Source organism: Neobacillus sp. NPDC093127, assembly GCF_044754175.1.
In the GTDB taxonomy this organism is placed as follows: domain Bacteria; phylum Bacillota; class Bacilli; order Bacillales; family Cytobacillaceae; genus Neobacillus.
In genome coordinates this window covers 34,002-59,606 of the sequence record NZ_JBIVOP010000010.1, presented here as the reverse complement: position 1 = coordinate 59,606, position 25,605 = coordinate 34,002, and the positions used below count along the sequence as shown (strand labels likewise).

Below are 25,605 nucleotides of genomic sequence, written 5' to 3'. Positions count from 1 at the left end.
GTTAACCCTCTCCCCTGGTAACGGATGCTGTTGATAAATCCTTTATGACTGCAGTAATACCGTCTGTTTCGATTCGGTCCAAATGAGCGGCAACCATGTCAGTCAGCCCCGGAATATCCGTCAAGTCTTCTCCCCAAAGTACAGAGTCAGCCAATATCTCCACGGCCAGCTCCTTTAACCCGAGCTGCTGGCGCTCATATTTTTCCCAAAGTGATGCAAACAGGTCTAAAACCTTCGAATGATCATCGAGCTTGATTTCCTCCCCGCCCCTTTTACCCTTATAAAAATACAGCAGGCTGCTGAACGAAAATACCAATCTCTCAGGAAAAGCTCCAAATTTATTCACGAATTCCACCAAAATCGGCAAATCTCTTGTTTTGAACTTTGATATCGAGTTTAAGGAAATGCTCATTAAATAATGTTTAATGTATGGGTTCTTGAAACGATCCAATACTTCACCCGCGTAAACCATTAATTCATCATGCGGATCATCCAAGGTCGGAATGATTTCCTCGTAAATCAGGTCCTTAATAAACTTCCCTGTCAGGCTATGATTCACTGACTCTTCCACCGTATTTAAGCCTGATAAATAAGCGACCGGGGTCATTGCCGTGTGGGCACCGTTTAAAATCCGCACTTTTCTTGTCCGGAATTTTGTTAAATCATCGACTATCAAGGTGCCCTTAAGTCCGGCAGCCGTAAACGGAAGTTCATCGTTAAGCCAATCAGGCCCTTCGATTGCCCAAAGATAATAATGCTCGCCGACAACCATTAATTGATCCTCGTAGCCAAGCTCCTTCTGGATTTCATCACTTGAATCTTTCGGGTATCCGGGCACAATTCGATCAACCAGGCTGGAACAAAAGGTATTTGCGCTCTTGAGCCAATTGATAAACGCTTCACCCAGATTCCAATGCTCCGCATACTGAAGAACCACTTCTTTCAACATACCGCCATTGTTTTCAATTAATTCACATGGAATGATGATACAGCCTTTTTCCTCATCTCCTTTAAAACTGTTAAAACGATGATAAATAAACGCGGTAAGTTTGCCGGGAAAACTTTTTTGCGGCCGATCCTCGAACCGGTCTTCCGGATCAAAGACAATCCCTGCTTCCGTAGTATTGGAAACGATAAATCGCAGCTCCGCTTGCCCTGCCAGCTTTACATATTCGTCATAATCTGCATATAGATTAATCCCCCTGCTAATCGTATCAACCACCAGCTGTTCTTTGACCGGCTGGTCTTCCTTAATCCCCTGAAGGAATAGCGTAAAAAGTCCATCCTGGTTATTGAGCCGCTCAATTTTTTCTGATCCCCGCGGCTGAACGACAACAACACTGCCATTAAAGTCTGTTTCCTCATTTAATACTTGAATCTGCCAATCGACAAACGCTCTTAGAAAATTGCCTTCCCCGAATTGGAGGACCTTTTCCGGATAAGTTTTGAAATTTTTATAAACTTTTTTATTAAGTAATTGCATATTTTTATCACTCCATCCTTTTCGCACACGTTAACATTTATACTCGAAAACAAGGATGTCTCAAGATGATTTAAGCCTATTCACTTGGACATCCTCCGTATGCTATTTTATTTTCCTTACCGAATCCCTAACGATTAATTCTGTATTTACCAAGATTGTTTCACCGCTTACATTCTTGCTTTGGATCAGTGATAGTATTTTTTCCGCACCCATGATACTAATTTGTTCAACTGGCCGTTTTACGGTTGTTAACCTTGGATTGGTATACTGTGCGAAGCCTATGTCATCAAATCCAACGACAGAAATATCATTCGGAACATTTAATCCTCTAGCAAAAATGGCGTTTATCGCACCAATTGCCATGTCATCGTTAGAACAAAATACGGCTGTTGGTGGTTTTTCCAATAATAAAAGCTGTTCCATCTTTTTATAGCCGCTTTCCATATCGTAGTTACCTTCAACAGAATAGGCTTTATTAATCGAAACATTTTCATCAATTAGTGCTGTCAGATAGCCTTCTTTTCGCTGCTGGGCTGATTTAAAGCCTTCCCTGCCTTCAATTAACGCTATATTTGTGTGTCCTTGCTGAATTAAATATTCAACCGCCTGCCGTGAACCAACTTTATCATCCGATATTATATTAATAATTTTGTCGTCCTCGATTTCCCGATTTAGGACAACAAGCGGAATCTTCATTTGCTTGACATGGTAGATAAATGAGTTGTCACTCACACTTTGGCTCATTAAGATAATGCCATCAAACCGCTGATTATTAATCGATGAATACTCCTTGTAATCATCAATACCGCGAACATATAAATTGTAGTCCTGACCGATTACATGATTCACACCCTTGATGGTTTCGGCAAGGAAGCTTGCAGATGTCCCATCGCTGATACTTGTAAAGAATAAGCCAATCGTATGCGATTTTTGCATCACGAGGCTTTTAGCATTGAAATTGGGCGTATAATTTAACTGCGCAGCGATTTCTAAAATTTTTCTTTTCGTTGGCTCTTTAATTAATGGGCTGTTGTTTAATGCCCTTGATACGGTTGTGTGTGATACATTTGCCAATTTGGCGATATCTTTAATAGTTACCATCCGTTAATGTTCCTTTTCTGCTATTGTGGAAATTGAAAGTATTCTTTTGCATTATTATAGGCAATTCCCTGAACGATGCTGCCTAATAGTTCGATATCTTGTGGAACTTCCCCGTTTTCGACCCATTCCCCGATTAGATTACAGACAAGTCTTCTAAAATACTCATGTCTTGTATACGAAAGAAAACTTCTTGAATCTGTCAGCATCCCGATAAAACGACTGAAAAGACCGATACTGGACAACGCCTTCATCTGCTCAAGCATTCCTTCCTTCGTATCATTAAACCACCATGCTGTACCAAATTGGATTTTACCCGGTGTTTTCCCGTCCTGGAAGCTATTAATAACACTGGCAATGACAGGGTTATCATTCGGATTTAATGAATAAAGGATTGTCTTTGGCAGTTTGTTTTCTTTTTCTAAAGCATCTAAAATCCTGCATAATGGTTTAGCAATTTGGTCGTCATTTATGGAGTCATAGCCGGTGTCTGGACCTAGTTCCTTAAACATTCTGCTGTTATTATTCCGGTTCGCGTTAATATGAAATTGCATCGCCCAGTCTAATTCCGCATAATGTTTGCCCAAAAATAGTAAAGTATACGTTTTAAACTTCTTTTCATCGATTAATGGGATTTTATTCCCTGTTAATCTTTCACTAAAGATTCTTTCCACCTCATCCTGGGTAGTTTCCTCAAACACGATTGTATCAAGAGCGTGATCGGAAACCCTTCCGCCAGCGGAGTGGAAAAACATCACTCTCGCCTCTAGTGCCTTTAGGAAATCAGCATAGCTGTTAATCGTTAGTTCAGATGATGTTTCCAGCTGTTTTACCCAATCAAGAAAACCGTCACGATTGATTTCTAAGCCTTTGTCAGGTCGGAATCCTGGAACAACCTGTACGTTGAAATCATTGCTTTCCTTTAATAATAAGTGGTATTCCAAGCTGTCAATCGGATCATCCGTTGTGCACACAACTTGGACATTTGATTTTTCAATAAAATCTCTTGCTCCAAAGCCTTCGCGATTCAATAATGCATTAGCTTTTTCCCAAATCTCCGGGGCACTCTTTTCATTCAATATATCATGGATACCGAAAAAACGCTGCAATTCTAAATGGGTCCAGTTATATAATGGATTGCCGATTGTCATTGGTACTGTTTTTGCCCAGGCAATAAATTTGTCATAATCGCTTGCCTTTCCGGTTATGTATTCTTCGGAAATGCCGTTTGCCCTCAACGCTCTCCATTTATAATGGTCACCGTAAAGCCATGCCTCTGTAATATTTTTAAATCTTTTATTTTCATAGATTTCCTTTGGACTTAAATGGCAGTGATAATCAATGATCGGCATTTCCTTTGCATAATCATGGAATAATGTGATAGCGGTTTCATTCTTTAATAAAAAATTTTCACTCATAAATTTTTCCACAGTTTCATCATCCTTTATTTCAATTTATCAATAATGTTCACGTTAACATTTCTAATTTCATTTTACCTTTTAATAGCTGTTTATTCAATATCAAAAAATTTTAATGGAGCATATTTTTTAAAAATGTAAATGGTCCTTGTACCAGGACCATTTACATTTGCCTATCTATATTAATTTCTTAAATTGTGCCGGTGAATAGCCGGTATACTTCTTAAAACAAATACTAAAATATTGGGGATTCGAGTAGCCAATTTTGGAAGCAACTTCATAGGTTTTTAAGTCGCTCTGGCGAATAAGTTCCATCGCTGCCTTCATCCGTGTTTCAACAAGAAAATCCCCAAAGTTAAATCCTTTTTCCACTTTAAAAAGATTGCTTAGATAAGCAGGATTCACATGGATCGCTTCTGCTACCTTTTGTAAGGATATCTCTGCCAGCTGGTAATTGCTTTCAATAAAGGCAATTGCTTTATCTACCAGTGAGGTCTTTTTGTTTTCATTTAGCTTATTCGCATAAACGGACAAGTCGATTGCTATGCTTTTAACAAGCTCAAAAATCTCCGAAATCGTTTTCATTTCCAGGATTTCCGATTGGTATCGTGAACTAAAAGGGGTTTTTCTAGATCCTTTTGACCATTTTTCCGATTCATCTCCAATAAGCCCCACCATCCTGATGGCCAACAATTGAACTTCTTCAAGTGCAGCACTGCTGTTTTTCGATAATTGGTTTTGTATTTCTTCTAGATAATCATTCACCTTTGATGATAATCCTAATTCGATGAGCTTCATCAAATTTCCTTCGAGGAATTCCGGACCCTCGAGTTTTATTCCAAATAAGCTAAGCTCTTTTTTTAGTTCCTCATTTGTGAAATGAGTAACAGCCAATTTTTCGAGAAACTTCTTTTGTGTAATAGGGCTGCTTTCATTCAATCGCTTTTCTTTTTGCTCTTCCTGTTCCCACTCCGCCGCGGCTTCTTTAATTTTTTGGATTAAGCTTTCGGAATCCACCGGTTTTAACAAGTAATCAAATGCCCTGATTTTAATTGCCTCATGGGCATATTGAAAATCTTCATATCCAGTCAGAAAGATAAATTTAATCTTTGGCATTTTATTTCTGCTCATCCGTGCCATTTCTAAGCCATCCATAAATGGCATTTTAATATCTGACACAACAATTTGTGGTCTTTCTTTTTCAATCAGCTCCAACCCTTTTTCGCCATCAGCTGCTTCTCCAACTAATTGAAAGCCATGTTCTTCCCAGGGAATGACACTTGATAGCCCCCTGCGAATGATGCGGTCATCATCCACGATTGCAACCTTGTACATTCGTTAGCCTCCCTTTTAGTTTAGGAAAAACGACCAAACATTTTGTCCCAATATTTTCTCCACTTTCTAATACTAGTCCATATGGTTCACCGAAATGCATTTGCAGTCTTTCATGTACACTTCTTAGTCCAATCCCTATCGTGGGCTGACCCGATCTTTTTTCATATAACTCTTTTCTAACAGCTTGAAGTTTTTCAATGCTCATTCCTGTACCATTGTCGATGACCTCAAGACAAATATTTTCCCCTGATTCATAGCCCTTGATAGTAATCTTGCCTTTTCCACGTGTTTGTTTTACTCCATGGTAGATAGCATTTTCAATTAATGGCTGCAGTGTGAGCTTAATAATTTTATAGGTTAGAATAGTTTCTCCTATTTCGATTTCATAGGAAAAATCATCGCCATATCGCATTTCCTGGATATATAAATAATTTTTTATATGTGTAATTTCCTCATTTATTGTAATGATTTCCTGCCCCTGGCTAATGCTAATTCTGAAAAAGTTGGATAGAGCGGTAACCATTGAACTGGCATCCTTGTTTAATCCCATATCACAAAGGCCTTTAATTGAATAAAGCGTATTATATAAAAAGTGTGGATTGATTTGGGCGTGCAAAATCGCAAACTCCAATTGCCGCTTTTCCTCCTGCTCCAGCCTTATTTGATTCAGCAGATCGTTCACCCTAACCATTAGATCCTCGATTGCTATATTCAGAAATTGGATTTCCTGCGGACCACGATGATCATATTTCATTTCCAAGTGATTTTCGCTAATTAATTTTGTTTGATTCACCAAAGATGAAACCGGATTGGATATATACCTGGCAAAAAAGTTAGCAAGTAGGATGGCAATACCTGTAAGCGTAATAATCACAACAATCGTTACATATTTTATATAGTTCGCCTTTTTTAAAATTTCGTCTACCGGAAAAATCGCCGCTACCTTCCACTTATTAATCCCGATTGTATCGTACACGACCATCATTTTCTTGCCATCCATGTTTTGAAACTGAAATTTCCTACTTTCCTCTTCAAGACCTCTTAGATAGGCAAGATTTTTTGCATCCAAACTATATTCTTCTGTTACATTCTTGGAGTTCATATATCCATCAGGACTAATCAGTGTGATATACCCCTGTTCACCGATAAGGGATTTATTTAAAACCTTTTCAAAAAAGTCATTTCGCAAATTAAACAATAGCACACCATTTGCCTTCGATTGATTGTTTCCTATCAGCTTAAAAACACTGACAACCTTGTTGTTACTTTGGAAAATATCGTCTGTATGAATATTTTGCCAATAAAATCCTTCTCGATTACCATGGTAGTTATTGTTATATTGACTATAGGGGAATTCATTGATCTTTAAAGAATAATCACTTCGATACAACGAAAATGTTCCATGATGCATATCAACGAAAATCGAATCGATGACGGTCGTGTTATTTAAGTGAATAGTCTTTAGCAAATTACTCATATCAATATAATCTGTTGGCATGATCTCAGCCGATTCTGAGTTTATTATTGATAAAGTCCGCGGATTATTTGAAAACGTTACCAATTGTTCGAATACATCTGACAGCCGATTTTCTAAATAAGCCTTTGTCTGAAAAACCGTATCATCAATATTTTTATAAGCATTTTCCTCAAGTTGTGCAGCAGCCAGCATATAAGAAACCCAGCCCATAATCGCAATAAAAATGATGATTACAGGCAGAAATAAGGAGATGATAGTCGACCTTAAAGAGAATAGTAAATACTTTTTAATCCATTTTTTGACTTGTTGTCTGAACATGGCAGTCTAACGACCCCTCTGAAAGTGAAAAATTATCGTAGTCTTATAGTTTATAAGATACTAAACTATTGATATATGGTAAATAGATATATTTATAGTAGCCCTAAAACCCCAAATAACATAAAGACGGAAAACCCATAACAAGAACCTTGCATGGGTTTTCTCTAAGATGGAATCAATTATTTTCTTATTCGATTATAGTTGCGACTGCCATACTTGCCAGAATAAAGGCACCTACTCCATGTAAATCATTTTCAGAAACAGGTCGTGAAACATAGTAATCGTATACACCTGCTGAAGTGCCAATGCAGATGCCTTTCATTTTCCATGATTCATTGTCGCATTCAATCATCTCATCCAATAGGCCTTGGTAGGCTTTGACAGCGATTGTTAGATACTCTTTGTCTACATAGCCATTTTCAACTGCTCTAGCAATCGTATAAACGAATAGACTGGAGCAAGAGGATTCTAGCCAATTGTCAGTCCGGTCTACCTTATCGACAATTTGATACCATAAGCCTGTCTTTTCATCTTGAAACTTGGCATAGCCGCTGATTAACTTTTGCAGTGCTTCAATCAGAACTGCTCTTCCCTCATGATTCTCAGGGAGGATATCAAGAATATCAATTAATGCGGTGCCATACCAGCCAACAGACCTGCCCCAAAATTCCGGTGAACAGCCTGTTTCCGGATCTGCCCATGGCATACTTCTAGTCTCATCCCAAGCATGGTATAACAGACCTGTTTCTTGATCCGTCATATACTTTCTCATCAAGCTTTCCTGATACAATACCATGTCAACTAATTCAGGCTCATTAAATGCTTGATCAAACATTAAAGCAAATGGGCCGGCCATGAATAAACCGTCAAGCCACATCTGATATGGATATTTATCTTTATGCCAAAAGCCGCCTTCTTTTGTTTTATTAAGGGTGGTATACAAGTTTCTTAGCTTAGTTGCCGCTTTTTTATACCGTTCATCCTTCGTCTTCTTATATAACGGGAAAAGTAATATCCCTACCTGAATGGAATCCAGTTCATCTCTAGCAAACAGAAAATTACCGTCCGCATCCACAAACGTATCGACATAGCCTTTAATATAATCAAAATATTCCTGTCCACCGTTTTTCTCCCAAACACGTTGCACCCCATAAAGGAACACACTTTGATGATAATGCCATGTATTTGCCGGCGGCAGATTTGCTGGCGTATAGGTATCCATCAAGACCTGGCATGCCCGTTCTGCCATCGATATTGGAACTTCTGCATTTAATTTTGATAATACGGTTTCTGGATTGTTTTTCATTAGGAGTCCTCCTTAATTATCATTCTAGTAAAAGAAAATCTTCTCGCTGCGGTGTAAAGATATCTAAAATAACCGAATCTTCTTCAAGCGCTTTTACCCCATGCAATGTATTTGAGGGAATGTAGATGCTATCACCCTTCACGACCTTTTGGACAATCCCATCGAGATTAAACTCAAAGCTTCCCTGAACGATATAACTAACCTGTTCGTGTACATGGGAATGGATGGCGCCAATGGCATCCTTTTTAAAGCTGACTTCGGTCATCATCATGCTCCCGCCATGCCCTAACAATTTTCTTTTTACACCTAGGTCTGCTTGCACTGCTACTGTTGCTTCTCCTTTAACAAACATATTAATCACTTATTGTCACCCTTATTTTTTAATTCAATCAAATATAAATTTGTAGTTCCATCTTTGTCCGATGCGAATAAAATCTTTTCGTTATTCCAGCTGAAGGTTGGATGGCAATGGGTTTGCTGCGTATTCCAGCTGGTACTGTGTGTGCATAATGTTTCTATCGTAGCTTTTTCGCCCTTTATGTCAATTAATACAAGGTCTTCCACTTCATCCCCGACTAAAAGCGTGTTGTCTTTATTACTATGGTAGTGATTACAATAGAAAGGCAAATCAACTGTTCTTATGATTGATCCGCCTTCATCAGCTAATCCAATAAAGGGAGTCTGGCCTGATTCACATTTCTCCACTGTCGCCTGGGTTTTATGAATCGTGATGGTACCGTCATGGCCTTTTCTGCGGTTATCAAAAAAAATCTTCCCATCATTTGTCCAGAATTCATGGCCAACACAATCATCTTCCCCCTGCCTGAATATAGGCTGAACCGTTCTCGCCCTTATATCCAGAATCCAAATTCTTTGATGCACCAAATTCCAAGGACCTTCATGACAGAACATTGCAAGATTGCTGTCATACGGCGAAAACTGAAAATGAGCCAGCCAGTGTGTATCTTCGAATACATCGAAAACCTCCGACCCATCCATGCTGATAAAGGTAATCCAGCCTTTCTTTGTTGCAAACATAGTTTCTTTAAATCCCTTGTAATTTGCGCCTCTTGCAATGGGAACCATTTCGTTCCTTGCCATACCAATATATTTTTTATCCGGAGAGATATGCGGGTGCCCTAATTGAATGCCTGGTTTTTCTTCATAAAGTACGGTTGCTGCGAGTGTGGCAGTATCTAATTTTTTTACTAGTCTTCCTGTTACATATATAACAATGTCGCTTTCGGGCGTTTTCGTATGAAATGAAGGGGCTATTCCCTCTACTTCATTCGTTAATTGAATGACTTTTCCTGTCTCTAATTCCATTTTAAAGAGATTATAAATTTTAGGCTTTTCAGAAGAACGATCAGACAAAAAATAGATTTCTTTATCATCAGCTGAAAATGAATTATCAGTAAAATAAAAATGATAGTTATTCGAACCATCAGATGTTAATTGTTTAACGATGTTTCCCGTCTTCTCGTCGATAAACTCTTTTATTTCGTTTTGAAATTCTTTACCTAGCATTTAGCCACCTCCTTATAATAATGGCGAAGCCGTCTAGAAATTTATGTTCAAGACGGCTCGTCATTTATATTTTACTTTTTGAAGTGTTCGTCGTATTGTGCTTGGGCTTTTTCGAATGCTTGGGCCCATTCATTTAAAAATTCTTCAATTGTCATTTTTCCGCTTAAGACAGCTTGTGTTCCTGGGTCAACAACTGTATCCAAAATCGATCTGTATTCTGGAAGATAGAACGGTGGTTGGTATAGAACTGTGTCTTTATCATCATATACCTTGAATGCTGTTTGGATATGCGGTGATTGCTTAATCCAGTCTTCACCTAGTACGTCTGAGTTTGTTGGGATTTGGCCAACTTGTTGGTTCCAATAGCTTTGGCTATCCTTTGAGTTTAAGAAACTTGCTAATTTCCAAGCCGCATCTGGATGCTTCGTTCCTTTAAAAACACTAATTCCAATCGTATTTCCGCCTTCAGCCACATATTTTCCATCTGCAGTCTTTGGTAATGGAATGGCTTGGAATTGGTCCGGCTGTAATGCCTTGCTGTGCTCACCAAATGAACCGATATTATGTTGTACCATTGCAACTGCTCCAGTGTCAAAACCGGCAATCATTGCTTTATAATCGTTCGTTATATCACTTTGTGGTGTGAATTTTTTATATAATGCAAAGTATTTCTTTAAGAATTCAGCATGTTTTGGATCATTAATGGTGCTTTTTCCGTCTTTAATATAATCATTGATTCCAGAGTAAGCATACATCATCCGTTGTAATTGGAAGGAACCGCCTGCACCGCCGCGAATCGTATAGCCGTATCGATTTTTATCTTTATCGGCCAACTTTTCTACAGCACTAAAGAAGTCATCCCAATTTTCTGGAATTTGAACATTCGCTTCCTTAAACCAGTCTGGACGCACCCAAAGAATGTCTAGGTTTTGTGTATATGGGATTCCATATAACTTGTGATCCGGGACGATTTTCTTATTAAAGTCTAACGAACCTTTGTTGATTTTTTCCTTGTCTTCCCATTTATCGAAATAGGAGTCAAGTGGCAACAATGCCTCACGTAAAGAAAACTCAGGCAGCCAGCTTGTCTGCACACTTGCCACATCTGGAGTGTCATTAGCTGCGATTGCGGCATCATATTTTTGTTTTGCAGAATCCTTCGGCAGTCCCACATATTCTACCGTAATATTTGGATTTTTATCTTGGAAGCGTTTAATTAATTCTTCCCAAATAGGTGTCCGCTGTGGACCTGCATTTTCATCCCAAAAGGTTAATGTTACTTTTTCATTGGGATCTTCTTTCTTTTCCTTTGCTCCTGCATTTGCATCCTTTGTGTCTTTACTACAGCCGGCTAGTATTAGTGAAGCAGCCATTGAGGTAGCAGCGACTGTTTTAAGTAACTTCTTATACAAATTAACTCCCCCTATATCTTTTTATTTTTTGGATGTGTTAAAAGTGAATGTTGATTTCCGTTCCAGGCGCTTCGCTTTCCGCGGGGCGGGCGGTGAGCCCGCAGGAGTCTCGCGCCTTCCACTCCAATCAACATTGTGATAAAAATCAACAATATTCTTTAACACAGCCTATTTTTTAATAAACTGCCAATCATCCTTTTACTGCTCCGCCTAAGCCGTTAACTAAATGCTTTTGGGCATAAGAGAATAGGATTACGGCAGGAATTAAAGCGATTACACTCCCCGCTGCTAAAGCACCATAGTTTATATTGAACTCGCCCATCATATAACTTAATCCAACTGGAAGGGTAAACCGTCCCTGTTGGTTGGTAAGCATTAATGCTAGTAAAAACTCATTCCAAGTATAAATGAAAGTAAATACCGATGTCGCGACAATTCCTGGAACTAGCAATGGAAAAATGACGTAACGCAGTGCCTGCAAACGATTGCAGCCATCAATCATCGCTGCTTCTTCAAGCTCACGTGGCACATTTGAGATAAAGCCATTCATCAAAACTGTTGTAAATGGAATCTCAACTGCTGCATAAGTGAGAATCAGTGAAAGCGGATGACTAATTAAGCCTAAGTGTTTAAATACGATAAATAACGGAATAATCAGCATCGATCTAGGGATAAACTGGGTGCAAAGCAGCATAAGAAGGAATGCACGCTTCCCTTTAAAACGATATCTTGCTAACGCATATCCAGAAAGAATGGACAGGATAATCACGATCACTACGGTACAAACACCTACAATTAAGCTATTTTTAAAGTACGTAGCAAACCCGACATTGGTCCAAGCTGAAACGAAATTTTCTATTGTTGGAGATGCAGGTACATATTGCAGTGGTCGTTTGAGTATATCTCCCTCATGCTTAAAGGCCGTATTAATTGTCCAATATAGAGGGAAGACAGTAAACATCAGCATGATTAAAATTGGTATATTAAAGGTAAATAATTTATCAAGTCTTTTTTGTGCCCCGTTCACGTTAGCCCTCCTCTCTTTCAAACCGTGTGATTTTCAAATACCCAATCGCAAAGATTAATAGAATTCCAAACGAGATAACAGTAAGTGCTGATCCATAACCGAAATTACTGCCGTGAATGGCCTGTTTGGCAATATACATCGTAAGAGTGGTTGTACTGCCTGCAGGTCCGCCGCCCGTTAGGTTAAAGATCAAATCAACATTGTTAAATTCCCAGATAACACGCAGGAGTGTCGTCAAAATAATCGTGTTTTTCAACTGGGGAAGCGTGACAAAAATGAAGCTCTTCCATCGCCCTGCACCATCTACCCGTGCCGCCTCGTAAAGCTCTTCGGGAATACTTTGAAGTGAAGCAAGCAGTGTAATGGCGAAGAAGGGAATCCCTCTCCATAATTCGGCAATAACAACGGAGATAAATGCTGTACTGCTATTGGCCAGCCATGCTTGGTTTTCATGGATAATCCCAAGTCTCATCAACATGTCATTAATAACGCCCATATGTTCATTATACATAAGTGACCACATGACGGATGCGAGCACCCCTGAGATAGCCCAAGGAATAAATGCCGCTGCCCGGACAAGCCCTCTAAATTTAAATGTCTTATTTAATAAAATCGCAGCAATCATCCCAAAGATTAGCTGGAGACCAACCTGTGACACGACCCATTTAAGCGTTGTCAACAGGCTTGGGAAAAAGAATTTATCCTCTGTAAAGATTTTGATAAAGTTATCAAACCCGGCAAAACTATCGTAAAAAGGAGCAGCCAGATTGTAGTTTTGCAAACTGTAGTAGAAAACTGTTCCGATCGGATAAAAAAGAAATGCAACAATCATTAAGGTTGAAGGTAGAATAAATAAGTAAGGAATCCACTTTTCAGTTTTAAATTTTTTTCTTGGTTTACTTTGCTCTGGTGAGATAACATTTAGTTCTAGTTTTTCTTGTAAGCGCATATTATGGATCCTCCTTTCTTTACTCATTTTAATCGAAAACGCTTACATTAAGAATTCAAAATCTTTGGGTAAGTGTTTAATATTTTTATATATTTCAGTCTATTTTGGCTTATAATGGGGAAACAAAGAGCCCGGAATCATCTTCCGAGCTCTTTGTTAAAACAGTTTTATTTCAATTTATACGCCTGAATAGGCCATAAAGCCGCCATCTACAGGTACGGTTATACCAGTTACGAATCCGGAAGACTTCTCGTCTGCCAGCCACAACAGCGTTCCTAACAGATCTTTTGGATCGCCAAATCGTTTCATAGGTGTAGAGTTAAGGATTTTATGTGATCTAGCCGTGTACGAACCATCATCATTAAACAATAGGCTGCGGTTCTGAGTAGTTTGGAAAAATCCCGGCGCAATCGCATTGATGCGCAAACCGGTTTCCGCAAAATGCACGGCCATCCACATCGTAAAGTTATTAATCGCAGACTTCGCCGCGCTGTAGGCAGGCACTTTTGTCATAGGAGAGAAGGAGCTCATGGACGAAATGTTAATAATCGTTGGTGCTTGCTGCTTTAGAAGTTCTCTGCCGAACACTTGGCTTGGTAAAAATGTGCCTGTAAAATTTGCAGCAAAGACATTAGAAAAGCCGGTTTCTTCTAAATCAAAAAATGATTTTGCTTCGGACTCTTTATCGTAAATCTCAACATCCGTGATGGCATCCGGGTGATTGCCCCCTGCCCCATTAATCAAAAGATCAATACGACCAAAACTTTCGAGGACTGTTTCTTTTGCTTTTTCTAACAAAGTCCGGTTAAGCACGTCTGCGGCAACAGAAATGGCTCTTCCACCAGCCATGTTGATTTCTTCAGCAATTGAAGCACCTTTTTCTGCAGTTCGGTTCAAAATTGCTACATTTACACCATGCCGTGCGAGTTCACGGGCCATTTCGGAGCAAAGAACACCGCTTCCGCCGGTAATGACCGCAGTCTTATCTTTTAAGTTTTCATGAATTGGAAGCACCGCTGTCTCCTCCTATTTCTCTGATTGAAATGCATCCCATAGTCCATGAAGATACATAATCCCAAGTGCCCTGTCGTATAAACCATAACCCGGCCTGCATTTTTCACCCCATATGTGACGGCCGTGATCTGGACGTACATATCCTTCGTATTGGTTGTCGGACAGCTTCTGGACGACCCCTTTAATATTAATGGACCCATCAGAGGTTAAATGCGATGTTTCAATAAAATCCCCATTTTCAAAAATCTTCACATTCCGGATATGCGCAAACGGCGAATGTCTCGCAAACTCGGCAGCCATTGCTGCCATATCATTTTCCCGATGTGCACCTAGTGAACCAGTACAGTAGGTAATCCCGTTTGCAGGTGAATCTGAAATCGCCAAGAGTCTCTTTAAGCTATCTCTTCCGGTAATAATGCGCGGCAGTCCGAATATCGACCAAGGCGGATCGTCGGGATGAATGGCCATTTTAATACCGGAAGATTCAGCAATCGGCAAAATTTTCTTAAGAAAATATGCAAGGTTTTCCCACAATTTCTCTTCTGTCATATCCTTATAAGCAGCTAATAATTCCTTAATCCGTCCCATTTTTTCCGGCTCCCAGCCAGGCAGCGTTAACTCGGTATTGGACGACACAGTATGAATCAATTCCTCAGGGTCAATACTGTCAATTTTACTTTTTTCAAAATATAACGCTGTGGAGCCATCCGGCAGCGGATGAAATAAGTCGGTACGTGTCCAGTCGAAAACCGGCATGAAATTGTAGCAAATCACTTTCACGCCAAATTTGCTTAAATTTTGGATTGTTTCTTTATAATTCTCGATGTAATAATCGCGCTCATCGTTACCCAGTTTGATTGACTCATGGACGTTTACACTTTCTACGACCTCCGCATGGAAGCCGAAGGATTTTATATAATCCACTTCCGTCATGATCTCTTTTTCTTCCCAAACCTCACCGACCGGCTTCTGGTGAAGTGCCCACACTATCCCTTTCACTCCGGGAACCTGCTTCACTTGCTCAAGTCTAACTGTATCATTCCCCTGACCGTACCAGCGAAATGTAATATTCATTTGGATCTCCTCCATCTTTCACAATCTTGGTATTTTTTTGTTTTACATTTGCACTATTCATAGTTTAAATAGTTCTACCTATTGACATGGAGTCGAAGCCAAGGTGTTTCCCCTTATTGAAACGATTTGCGAAATTCAGATGGTGTTTTTCTTTTAATTCTTTTAAATGAATTGCTGAAATAAGAGAGGTCCAGGTACCCGAGGCGATAGGCAATTTCCGATATTCTAAGGGAAGTGTGAGCTAACAACCGTTCCGCTTCGTCCATTCGCAGCTTGAGCACATAGTCCAGAAATGTTTGATTCATTTGCTGCTTAAAAAGCTGGCTTAAATAACATGGATTCAAATGGACGGCGGCAGCCGCATCCGTTAGAGTAATATCACCTGGCAGCTTGGTCTTTATATACTCAATGACCTGTTCAATTGGCGACATTTCCATTGGATCTTTATAGAGCTTGCGCGGCTCAGGCTCAACTGAAGGAGCACAGTGGTCAGTCCACTTACTTAGACAGTCTTTCATTTCTTCAACTTCTACCGGTTTCAGTAAATAGTCAAATACTCCCGAACGTAATGATTGCCGGACAAATGTAAAATCATCATGTCCGCTGACCATGATAACCGATTGTTTTTGACCTCCCGATTGAAGTTGTTTCACAAATGTCAGGCCATCCATGACCGGCATTCGAATATCCGCTAGGATGAGGTCGACTGGATGATCTTTTAGCCAATCCAATGCCTCCAAACCGTTACTGCATTCGTGTTTGACCTCAAAAGCCAGACCTGTCCGTTCCACAGTCCTTCTTATGGATGTCCGGACCCATCTCTCATCTTCAACCAATAAAATCGTATGCATGCTTACACCTCCACTAACTTTACCGGAACAGATAACGGCAATTTGATGTCAACTGCAACCCCCTGCTCAACACTGCTTTCAATCGAAAGGCCAAAATTCTTGCCGAACAGCAGATGAATCCTTCTGTGAACATTGACGATTCCGATATTTGGTCCGCCCTCCATAACATCTTTTTGCTCAAGGTTTTCGTTTATTTTCTGAAGTATAGGCTCAGAAATACCCATTCCGGTATCTTGAATGCGGATAGTATATGAATCGTTCTCAGGCTTGAGAAAAACAGAAATCGTGATCCTAATAACACCGTTTGTCGGTTCGGTTCCATGAATGATACTGTTTTCGACAATTGGCTGAAAGACGAATTTCGGAATCAGCTGCTGTTTTGCCCAATCCGGAATATTCATGTCGTACACCAAGCGGTCCTCGAACCGATATTTCTGGATACGTAAATAAATTTCAGCGTAACGTAATTCCTCTTCGAGAGTTACTGTCTGGCCTTTGTTATTCAAATTGTATCGTAAGAGTCTAGCCATGGAAGCTGCGATAGATGAAATATCATCCAAGGAATGTTCGAGTGCCATACCACGAATGGTTTCTAACGTATTGTACATAAAATGGGGATTGATTTGAGATTGCAATGCTTTATATTCAATTTCACGCTGCCTTAGGGCAAGCTCGGTTTCCCTGAGCTTTGTCAAATAAATTTCATCCATTAATTCTTGCAGCCTGATGACCATTGTATTAAATCCGTGAACAAGCATCCCTATTTCATCCTTAGACTCTACCTGGATATGACCGGCGAAGTCACCGGCTTCAACCTTTTTCATATAAGAATATAGACGCCTAACAGGCTTAATAATACTTCCCGCATAACCAATACCAAATAAGGATGCAGCTACCAAGGATATGATGGCGGTAAACAAAATCGTCTGGCGGATAAATCCTGTGCCTTGGATTAGTTCACTGTAAGGAATCGAGGTAACAAGTGTCCAGCCGAGAAAGGATGAGTGACTATAGGTTAGCAATTCCTTCGGGCCTTTTGTCGTGACAAACGAATTGCTATTTCCATACAAAATATCGCTTAAATTTTCATAATCTGCGTAATTGCCCAGTTTGGACATGTTGGGGTGGTATACATAATTCCCTTCAGAATCAATGATGCTTAGGTAGCCGGAGCGCCCAATATTGACTTTCTCAGCAATTTCACGAAATCGTTTAAAATTCACATCCATAACGATCATCCCAATTGGTTTTAATGTGATTGGGCTAACCAGTCTTCTTGCGATACTGATGACCTGTTCATTATGATCGTCCCATTGAAGCGTCCTGGTGAATATTTTCAGTTCACTCGTGTCAGGAATTGAGGTATACCATTCTTCATTCACAACCAGGTTTGTAGGATGCTTAAAATTGTTATCGATGGCATCAATTGTTTCAATGTGGTCTAAGACAACGGTAATATTCGAAATATCTGAACGGGAAAAGGCAGCATTGTAAAGATTTCTTTTCACCGCTTCACGAAGGCCGCTTTGATCAATTTCTTCCTTTGACTTCATTTTTAGATAGCTGTTTATGCTGGGACTATTTATTATTTTTAAAATACTAATTTCAAAATCGTTTACGTAATATTCAACATGTGTCGTCACTTGTTCGATAATCTGCCAGCTATTTTGACGGGCTTCACTCTCCAATACTTCAGCGGACCGGTGATAGGATATGATTCCGATAAAACACATTGGAACGATGATAAGAAGGGCGGAATAGACTAGCAGTTTTGTCGCCAAACTGCGGTCCCGTAAAAAAATGATTCGTAAAAACTTGATAATAGGTTGCTTTGAATAAATCCCCATGTTTTTCCCTACTCTACTTTTGTAACGAGACTATGATTTTTTTAAGATCAATTAAAATTTCTACCATTATTAACGATAATAGTTATTTTTTATATTAATTGTCAATGGAACTTTTAGTCTATTCTGACTTCTAGGTTTATTGAGCATTCATTTAAATAACAAAAGTGAATGTAGCCGTGTCAACCGTCAAAAACAGAGCAAAAGAAGAAGCATTGAAGCCCTTTCTCCAATGCTTCTTTTTTCTACTACTCTTATATATGCTCCAATCTATTTTCTTTACACCGAGCTGTAGATTAGTTTTTTACCGGAGTAAGTTTAATATAACCGATGTTTACATCATATAAACTGCTGCCGCCACCTGTAGGATTATTGTTTTGATTATATCCTGAAACTAGGAACCTAAAAATATGATTCCCTGTTCCTGTGATTGTCACATTCCCCGTATTAATCGATTCATAAACGGTTGCAGATCCCGATACCGATTCATCAATCGGGTTAAGTGTTGGTTGTGTTTCACCATCCACATACAAAGTCATCGTACCCCTTGCCGCTTTTTTCTTCGAGGTCACTTCAACGGAATACGTTCCTTCAGGGATATTCTTAAGTTCATATTCTAAATAGGAACCCGGAGCAGTGGCACCAGTAATTTGTTGGAATACGCCAAAGCCCATAAATGGATTACTATCACTAGAGGTACCCACTTTCCCTCCGGAAACAGCATTCGATTTTAAACCAACAAACTGATGGTTCGGTGAGTTATTTCCTTCACCTTGAATGATGGTTTGTATCGTTATGGCATATTCCGTGGTAGTTGAATTATCCTCTGATGTGACGAGCAAGGTATCTCCGGTTTTTAATACTCCCGATTTCTTGTTACCGCTCTGGTCTATGACCTCATACGTTTGTTTTGAACCATTATCAGATGCGGTTATTTCATTCTTAAGATCCGTATCCGTGGTACCGATTATCGCCGTAATTGTATGATTCATTAAATCAATCGCTGATTGTCCTGTATCCACATTTACAAGATGGGCGCTATCACTAACTACCCCTATATCTGTTGAAGTCTTATCGCCCTTAATTGGCGATGGCTCCGGATATTCGAAACGGTTTGTTTGCGGATTCGAAATGTTAACCGGCGGGTTGAGATCAGGAATATCCACTTCTTTACCTTCAGCTGTCTTATATTTCACATTTGTAAAACCAAAATTATTCGTCTTCATCACAGCGATGGAAGCGGCTTTTGGATCACTGCCCTTTTCTAATGAAGCATTTTGAATAGATACCTTTTCCGAATCATCTACATAGATTGCATACCTGTCATCATTGTTTTGGAATTCGGTCGTGAGATTATTGACAACGACATTTTTAGCATATTTTACAAGCAAGCCATAGACTGGTGAGCCATTGTTGAAATATCCACCTGGGTCATAGTTATTACCTAATTCATATTTCGGTACGATCGAGTTATCACTAATCGGCTGGCCACCCTTATGAATAAGTTTAATATTATTTAAAGTGATATCTTGTATGGAAGCAGCATTTTTATAGCCAACAACTACTGCAGGTCCCAGATTGTTGATATGTGTACCCACGAGCCCAAAATAGTCTTGACCAATTTGCGTAACATTGCTGACTCGAACATTCTTGATACTACCTACAGGTCGATTTGCCGCTTGACCTGAGTTGCCGCCATTTCTGTTTCTGCCTGTAAGATTAATAGAAATAGGGATACTTGTATTTGTAAATATCGCGCCGTCTAATGTTACGTTTGAGATCGTTGCACCATCGTTTTCATTAATGTTAAAACCAGCTTTGTAAACACCATAACCATGTAAATTGGTTACATGAATATCTGATGTATCTGCAGCTGTTTCAGAACCAATTTTGAATAGGTTGCATTCTGTCCTCCCTACAATATTATCGACAATAAAATCAGAACTTGGTCTTCTAAAACCTAGTGAAAAGTCAGAGCCCAACTTTACAATGTCATCCGTTTGCACGGCCGTATAAATGTTTTTTACGGTTACATGATTATCAGACATTAAGTCAAATAAATCTCTTTGTCTTTGTCCATAACCAAGGGCACTATCAATCCCATTCTTATTCTTTGAAGTCCCGTTCAGATAATAAATGTCATGTAGATTCATATAATCCACACCTGTCGCAAGCAAGACAAAATGTCCACCGCGTCTAAAATGAAGGGCATCAGGGATTCCTTTAGGATCCGAGTTCAAATTTGGATTATAATTTGCATACGGTATGATTGGATTATTGGTATCCCCTTCGTCATAATACTTTCCTGTCTGCGGGTTGATTACGGGCCCATCAATTGTAATATCATCGGGCAAATTATTGGACGGATTATCAATTTTCCCGCCTAATTCAAAGTTTGTCGAAAGCTTTAATGAAATTAATTTGTCGCCAAGATCGAACGATTCATTGAAGTTATTTACCGTATTCGGATTGACATCAATAATCGGTGTATCGCCCTTATTCGCATCTTGCGCCGTAATAGCACCATTACCATCGATTACCCCTGTTCCTAGGATCTTAAAGTTATCAATTCTTAGTCCAACAAACAACGCATCGTTAAAGAAAGAATGTCCAATGTCTTGGGCGTTATTATTACCGCCATATGGACCAGATTTAGAATTATCGGGAGCATATGGAATATATGGGCTGGCTAAATAATACGGTTCCGGTGTATCCATTCCATGAAGTTTTGCCAGGATTGTTGCATCTGACTCAAGATATAAATAGACATTGCTTCGTAAATGAATCGTTCCAGTTAAAAAGTCCCCTTTACTAAAGAGAACCATGCCGCCACCGGTTGCTGCTGCATCATCAATGCTTTTCTGAATGGCCTTCGTATCATCTGCTACACCATCACCAACAGCATGACCATATGATTTCACATCAAACTTTCCAGTATAAAATTTCGCAATGTTGGAATTACCAGCTTGCCCGCCTCCTGTTACGACTAATTTAAACTGATAAAGTTTGTTAGCTGTTAAATGACTGATGTGTGCACTTGTTGAAATGGCTGTAATCGGTTTGTCGAGAACCGAGTCGGTCCAATTCTTCCCGTCTGTTGATTGCTTGATGATTACACTTTTTGCCCCTGAAGGCGCGGTCCAGTTTAGTGTAAGACTATTATATGTCTCGGCTGTTTCTTTATAGGTCAGGCTATTATCGATGACTCTTTGAAAATTCGTAATCGTCTTAATCGAGTGCAATGTTGCCAGTTCTAAAGCAACTCGGTTCCTCCCATTTGGCGTATACGCTGCCCTAAATTCATACTCTCCTGCAGGTGGAACCACTTTGCCTTTCAGGAAAAGCTGAATATCCACACCGTTGTTTGGTAATAAATCTAATCCTGTAAAGGTGATTGTCTTACCACCATTACTAATCGTTGCTGCTGGCGGGGCACTGCTTGCACCGACCACATCCGTTCCATTCTTTTTAATTGTCTCAAATCCGGCGGTATCATTTAATTTGATTCGATCCTGTCCGATAATGCTTACTTCGTCATCACCATTAGCTGTGATTTCTTTTGGTAAATTGATTGTAACTGTTGTATTTCTAATACCGTCCTTATTTGCATCATTTGGACGTTTATCCTCTGGATTAATCGAAAAATCAACTTCAATGTCACGCTTCGTTCCTTCCGTCATAGTGTCATTCACCAGGGCAAAAGGACCATCGCCCTCTACTACACCTTGGACGGTAACTTCGCTAACAGCAGTTTTATTTTGGTCGGCGGTCGTAACAGTGATTGTTGCCTTGCCCGCGGCTAAGGCTTCAATAAGACCATCTTTCACCTTGACAATCGACTCATCACTGGATGACCAAGTGAAATTTTTATTCGAAGCAAGTATCGGGTAGACAGATGCCGTTAACTTCTGTGAATCCCCTACGCTAAGCATAACTGCTGCAGGTTCAAGGGTTACTTTTTCAACCGGGATATTTGAACCTTCTAGAAAAATAACGTAATTTACTTTGTTGCCATTATAATCTGTCACTTCAAACACGCTGCCATTTGTTAATCGATCCGTTTCAGCAAGGACCTTACCATTGTCTGTAAATGCAGTACCTTTTACATTACCGCTTACAGTAATTTTTGATAATGCCGTTGCAACCGTTGTCGCCGCTGGCACTTTCATTGCCTTTGTCACCTGATCATAAGGATAAGAAGTGGTCAGTTTATGACCATAGATTTCAATCTCTCTGATTCCTGGCTGTTTACTCGTAGCTGCAGAACTTCCATTCATTTTTGTAATGACAATCTTAATATATCGTGCAGATACCAGCGCTGAGGGTGAAATTTTATCAATGTATGTGCCAGACTTATCCGTATTGGCATCTTTATCAATAACAAGGGTGCCGCCATCTTTAAGATCCAATTCGGAGCTCTCATCAGCCCACTCCACACCGTTTAATTCAGTACTGGCATAAATTTTATAGCCAAAGGACATGCCATTTTCAACAAATAATGATTTAATCGTTGAGATATCATAGACGTCACCTAAGTCAATCGTTACCCATGAAGGGAAACTGTAGTTGCCGCTTGCGTCCCTAAATGGAGCCCATACTCCGGTTGCCGTGTTATTATCGGTGACTCCGTCGGTAACAAACGAACCGTATTGACTGCCGCCCTTTATGCTGCTTGCACTAACAGGTTTAAAGAGTGCAAGATTGCGAACAAAGAAAGTATATTTTCTTGTATTCTTTCCATCTTCGGATGTGACAATCAGCTTCATATCGGGAGCTATCGGTGTATCATCACTAACCGTAGTAATGCCATCTTTTTGATACAATTTTGCTGTAGCTCCATAAGGAAGAGTCGCTTTTTTTAAATAATTCAGTAAAGTCGTTTCCTCCATTGGAACTTCTATTTTCGAATCAGGCATCGAAGCAAGTGGATTGCCTTTTGAATCAAATGGGGACGATTCGATAATTAAATATTGAGCAGAAGTCATCCTTGTATCATTGCCTAGGATCCCGTTCCATTTCGTCATATCAGTTACCTTTTTTCCGTTTTTCTTTCCTTCTACCTTAATTGCGTGAGAACCTAAGCCGATGTCAACGTTAGACCAAATAAACACGGTATCATTTGCTGATTGTTTAAGGGACGACCGTTTAATAGTACCCTTATTAACTCCATCGACATACAGCGTAACCTCATCGCAGTTGCTATATACTTTAAGTGTAGGTATGCTGTGCGGTCTATTTTCAAACCCAGCTGAACCTAATTTAACCATTGGTGTATCTGTCCAAACGGATTGATAGAAATAGTAAGCGTCTTTTTTCGTTTGTCGGTCCCGTGTTACCATCCCTTTATCATTGATGCCAATTTGACCGCCTTCTGCTTTTTTGTAAGAAGCGAAGTCAAAAATATTCCAAATGAACTTACCCCAAATTTCTGGACGATCCTTCATCTGTGCCCAATCGCTTTCATGGACGATTGCCTGGTATTCTACTGGATGCCACTGACTTGTTGATGGCAGTACATCAACATTCGTCGAGTTATCCATATGCTGGAAGGCATTGGCACCTGCACCATATTCACTAACGCCAAGAGGTGATGTTGAGACAGCTCTTCTTCCATTATAGAATGGAGTAAATTCTGATAAATCGGATACATACCAGCCGCTGTAATGGTTAATCGCCTTTACATCTACAGGAACTTGATAATATAAATCATTACTACCTTGATCCGTTGCAAGAGTTGTAAGCCTCGTTGGATCCAATTGATGCGCAAGATCACTAAGTGTCGTCATTAAATTACCGCCTAAGTAATTCCCCGAACTATCCGTATCATAATTAGGCATCTCGTTGCTCATCCCCCAGAACATAATCGAAGGATGATTGTAATGCTGAAGAATCATTTCAGTTAATTGCTGATTAATATTTTCTTCGAACGCGGGATCAATATTTTTCTTGTCAGCCGTCTCGGTAAATTGTTTCACGAGAGGAATCTCAGTCCAAACGACATAGCCTAATTCGTCGGTCGTGTCATATTCCCATGATGCGTGTGGATAGTGCACCATTCTTACCGCATTGACACCCATGTCTTTCATGATTTCTGTATAATCAGCTTTTCGGTGTTGTTCTGTACTAGCCCACCCTAATCCATTTTTATAGTCTTGATGATAACCAACTCCATGCAGGTCAAGATATTTGCCGTTTAGGAAAAAACCTTTATCATGGTCAACCTTATAGAAACGAAATCCTAGATTTTGCGTGACACTATCAAGTTTCGCATTCCTTTTATCATTCGTTATTTGAACATCGACATTGTACATGTATGGATCGGCGGTTCCGTTCCACAGATGAGGATTTTTTACCGTGGTGTTTTTGTCAAATTGAACATGTCCATTTGCAGGAACAGTTACTGTTTCTTCAAGTGTACTTACTGTTTTTCCTTTGGCATCTTTAAGTAGCGCTGTTATTTTAACCGGCTTATCTGAACTAGCATGATTCACAATTTTAGACTTCACATTCAGGTCAGCACTTTTTTCTGAAACATTCGTGGTGGTTAAATATACACCAGAGGAAGCATGATCTAACGTATCGATATGAACGGGATTAGTAGCGATAATGGAAACATCACGATATAAACCGCCCTGCAAAGAAAAATCAAAACTGCCAGAATCGAGCGGCGCTATACTAGGATCATTAGAATTGTTTACTTTGACGGATATTACCGTTGGGACATCGAAAGAAACCAACGATGTAATATCATATCTAAATGCCGAAAACCCGCCGAGATGCTGGCCCACATGAGTTCCATTGACATAAACATCCGCTTTCGTTGATGCTGCGCCAAATTCAATATAAATTTGCTTGCCCGAATAGGTAGCACGATCAAAGTCAATAGTCTTACGGTACCAGCCTATACCGCGTTTGTAATTCGCAGAGGCAGCATCATCAGCATTCCAGGTGTGCGGCAGGTTAATAGGAAGCCAGGCAGCGTCATCAAACGCTTTGGACTCTGCTCCAGATACATTGCCATAATTAAATTTCCAGCTTCTATCAATATTTGTGACAATCCGTCCAGCATCAGTTTTTAACAACGAATTGGCTATTCCTATCAAAATATTTGCCTGTTCAATAGTTAATTTCTTTCCAGATTGTGCGTTTACTTCATTTATATAGGCTCCTAAAGAGCCTTCTTTCGCCTTGGTATTCCCTCTTTCATCTGCTTCTTTTGCCGCTTTTATCTTCACAATTAAGGAATTAGCCACTCCTTTATTGTTGACAAACTGCTCGGTTAATTTCATCAAATTCTCGTAGGTTGCTTCTGTATTCTCATTAGATGCTTCTTGTACTTTCATCCCTGTCGATTCCGCGGCTTGCACAGCGGCTCCTGCAGTCATTGTTGAAAAGAACAAAACAACTGCAAGAATGAAGGAAAATGTCCTTCTAAGCTTAAAATTCATGTCATCGTCCTCCTTTTACTAGGT

The 25,605-nt window shown here is 39.7% G+C and carries 16 protein-coding genes; all 16 read right to left on the bottom strand.

Going from position 1 to position 25,605, the window contains the following annotated elements:
- Window position 1: 1 nt before the first annotated feature.
- Entirely contained in the window at window positions 2-1,483 is a 1,482-nt protein-coding gene (locus tag ACIQCO_RS14965; RefSeq protein WP_400429909.1) for a tagaturonate reductase, read from the bottom strand.
- Window positions 1,484-1,585: 102 nt separating this feature from the next.
- Window positions 1,586-2,584 carry a LacI family DNA-binding transcriptional regulator gene (locus ACIQCO_RS14960; RefSeq protein ID WP_400429907.1) on the bottom strand — a complete coding sequence of 333 codons (999 nt, stop codon included), beginning with the start codon at window positions 2,582-2,584 and terminating at the stop codon, window positions 1,586-1,588.
- Between the two features lie 20 nt (window positions 2,585-2,604).
- A complete protein-coding gene (gene uxaC, locus ACIQCO_RS14955) occupies window positions 2,605-4,011 on the bottom strand; it encodes a glucuronate isomerase (RefSeq protein WP_400429906.1) in 1,407 nt (468 codons plus the stop codon).
- A gap of 165 nt (window positions 4,012-4,176) precedes the next feature.
- Window positions 4,177-5,334 carry a response regulator transcription factor gene (locus ACIQCO_RS14950; RefSeq protein ID WP_400429904.1) on the bottom strand — a complete coding sequence of 386 codons (1,158 nt, stop codon included), beginning with the start codon at window positions 5,332-5,334 and terminating at the stop codon, window positions 4,177-4,179.
- On the bottom strand, window positions 5,309-7,129 hold the full coding sequence (locus ACIQCO_RS14945; protein ID WP_400429902.1) for a sensor histidine kinase: 1,821 nt from the start codon (window positions 7,127-7,129) through the stop codon (window positions 5,309-5,311). Before ACIQCO_RS14945 ends, ACIQCO_RS14950 begins: the two co-directional genes overlap by 26 nt.
- 187 nt (window positions 7,130-7,316) lie before the next feature.
- Window positions 7,317-8,435 (bottom strand): glycoside hydrolase family 88/105 protein, encoded by a 1,119-nt coding sequence (locus tag ACIQCO_RS14940; RefSeq protein WP_400429900.1) that lies wholly within the window; start codon window positions 8,433-8,435, stop codon window positions 7,317-7,319.
- Window positions 8,436-8,454: 19 nt separating this feature from the next.
- Window positions 8,455-8,787, bottom strand: coding sequence for a cupin domain-containing protein (locus ACIQCO_RS14935; protein WP_400430113.1), 333 nt, complete (start codon window positions 8,785-8,787; stop codon window positions 8,455-8,457).
- A 5-nt stretch (window positions 8,788-8,792) separates the two neighbouring features.
- Complete coding sequence (locus tag ACIQCO_RS14930) at window positions 8,793-9,962, bottom strand: oligogalacturonate lyase family protein (RefSeq protein WP_400429898.1); 1,170 nt, start codon at window positions 9,960-9,962, stop codon at window positions 8,793-8,795.
- A gap of 71 nt (window positions 9,963-10,033) precedes the next feature.
- The gene (locus tag ACIQCO_RS14925; protein WP_400429896.1) at window positions 10,034-11,374 is read right to left on the bottom strand and encodes an ABC transporter substrate-binding protein; all 1,341 of its coding nucleotides are present in this window, start codon (window positions 11,372-11,374) and stop codon (window positions 10,034-10,036) included.
- A 190-nt stretch (window positions 11,375-11,564) separates the two neighbouring features.
- Window positions 11,565-12,401 (bottom strand): carbohydrate ABC transporter permease, encoded by an 837-nt coding sequence (locus tag ACIQCO_RS14920; RefSeq protein WP_400429895.1) that lies wholly within the window; start codon window positions 12,399-12,401, stop codon window positions 11,565-11,567.
- 1 nt (window position 12,402) lies between these two features.
- Window positions 12,403-13,350: a carbohydrate ABC transporter permease gene (locus ACIQCO_RS14915; protein ID WP_400429894.1), complete on the bottom strand. Its 948-nt coding sequence runs from the start codon at window positions 13,348-13,350 to the stop codon at window positions 12,403-12,405.
- A gap of 177 nt (window positions 13,351-13,527) precedes the next feature.
- Complete coding sequence (locus ACIQCO_RS14910; protein WP_400429892.1) at window positions 13,528-14,364, bottom strand: SDR family oxidoreductase; 837 nt, start codon at window positions 14,362-14,364, stop codon at window positions 13,528-13,530.
- Between the two features lie 12 nt (window positions 14,365-14,376).
- Entirely contained in the window at window positions 14,377-15,438 is a 1,062-nt protein-coding gene (gene uxuA / locus ACIQCO_RS14905; protein ID WP_400429890.1) for a mannonate dehydratase, read from the bottom strand.
- A 113-nt stretch (window positions 15,439-15,551) separates the two neighbouring features.
- Window positions 15,552-16,289: a response regulator transcription factor gene (locus tag ACIQCO_RS14900; RefSeq protein ID WP_400429888.1), complete on the bottom strand. Its 738-nt coding sequence runs from the start codon at window positions 16,287-16,289 to the stop codon at window positions 15,552-15,554.
- Window positions 16,290-16,291: 2 nt separating this feature from the next.
- A complete protein-coding gene (locus tag ACIQCO_RS14895) occupies window positions 16,292-18,136 on the bottom strand; it encodes a sensor histidine kinase (protein WP_400429886.1) in 1,845 nt (614 codons plus the stop codon).
- 293 nt (window positions 18,137-18,429) lie between these two features.
- On the bottom strand, window positions 18,430-25,581 hold the full coding sequence (locus ACIQCO_RS14890) for a glycoside hydrolase family 2 TIM barrel-domain containing protein (RefSeq protein ID WP_400429884.1): 7,152 nt from the start codon (window positions 25,579-25,581) through the stop codon (window positions 18,430-18,432).
- Window positions 25,582-25,605: the final 24 nt, after the last annotated feature.